The sequence below is a fragment of the Dermacoccus sp. PE3 genome, assembly GCF_001021715.1.
Classification (GTDB): domain Bacteria; phylum Actinomycetota; class Actinomycetes; order Actinomycetales; family Dermatophilaceae; genus Dermacoccus; species Dermacoccus abyssi.
In genome coordinates, this window is record NZ_LDCM01000011.1 from 1 (window position 1) to 1,308 (window position 1,308).

Here is a 1,308-nt window from a genome sequence, read left to right on the forward strand (position 1 = left end):
CTGAATCGCCCTGGGTTTCGTTCCGTTCTTCAAGCAAGGATGGAACCGATGAATCAGAAGTACTCGCCCGAGATGCGCGAGCGCGCGCTGCGGATGCTCGACGAGGCCAAGCCCGAGCATCCGAACCTCATGTCCGCGGTGCGACATGTCGCGGGCCTGCTCGGCATGAGCCCGGAGACGCTGCGCGTGTGGCACCGCCGCCGTGAGATCGACGCCGGGCAGCGCCCCGGCGTGCCGACCGACGTCGCCGAGGAGAACAAGCGACTTCGCCGTGAGAACGCCGAGCTGAAGAAGGCGAACGAGGTCCTCAAAGCCGCGAGCGTGTTTTTCGCGAAGGAACTCGACCGTCCCTGACGAGCATGATCCGCTTCATCGACGAACACAGGGATCAGTTCGGGGTCGAGTTCCTCTGCCGCGTCCTCCGCGACGCGGTGCCGGGGTTCCTCACCTCGCGCGGGTATCGCGCGGCGAAGACGCGCGTGCCCTCCGCCAGGCAGCTGAAGAACGAACTCCTCGTCCCCGAGATCCAGCGTCTTCACGAGGAGAACTACGGCGTCTACGGCGTCCGGAAGATGCATGCTCTCCTCCGGCGGGAGGGGTGGGACATCGGGCGTGACCAGACCGCGCGGCTCATGAAGCTCGCCGGGGTGCGCGGGGTGGCGCGGTCGAAGAAGGTGTTCACCACGAAGTCCGACCCGACCATCGCGCAGCCGATGGATCTCGTCGAACGCGACTTCACCGCTCCCGCGCCGAACCGGTTGTGGGTCGCGGACATCACGTATGTCGGAACGTGGGCGGGGATGGCGTATGTCGCGTTCGTGATCGACGTGTTCTCCCGCATGATCGTCGGCTGGAACGTCGCCGGGACGCTGCGCGCGGAGGTGCTGCCGTTACAGGCGTTGAACATGGCCGCGTGGGGCGCGCGCGGGTCGCTCGATGACCTCGTCCACCACGCCGATCATGGGTCGAACTACCTCTCGGTCGTCTACACGGATCGCATCAACGAGCTCGGCGCGACCCCGTCGACAGGGAGCGTCGGTGACAGCTACGACAACGCCCTCGCCGAGGCCGTCAACGGGCTCTACAAGACCGAGCTGATCCGTCGGAAGGGCCCGTGGCGGACGGTCGAGCAGGTCGAACTCGCGACGCTCGAGTACGTGTGGTGGTGGAACAACGCTCGTCTCCACGGCGAGCTCGATTACCGCACGCCGGTCGAGGTCGAGGAGGCGTACTACGCTGGCCTCGAATCAGCCCAGCCAGCGCTCGCTGGACAGGGAAGCAGGTAGGAACGAAACCCAGGGCGATTCA

General features: G+C 66.1%; 1 protein-coding gene. It reads left to right on the forward strand.

Annotation, left to right across the window (positions count from 1 at the left end; genetic code table 11):
• The first annotated feature begins 48 nt into the window (after nucleotides 1–48).
• Nucleotides 49–1,286 (forward strand): IS3 family transposase gene (locus AA983_RS14495; RefSeq protein WP_369798827.1). Its coding sequence is split into 2 segments (ribosomal slippage): nucleotides 49–328 and nucleotides 328–1,286, totalling 1,239 coding nucleotides; the frame shifts between segments, so codons are not numbered across the junction.
• The last annotated feature ends 22 nt before the right edge of the window (nucleotides 1,287–1,308 follow it).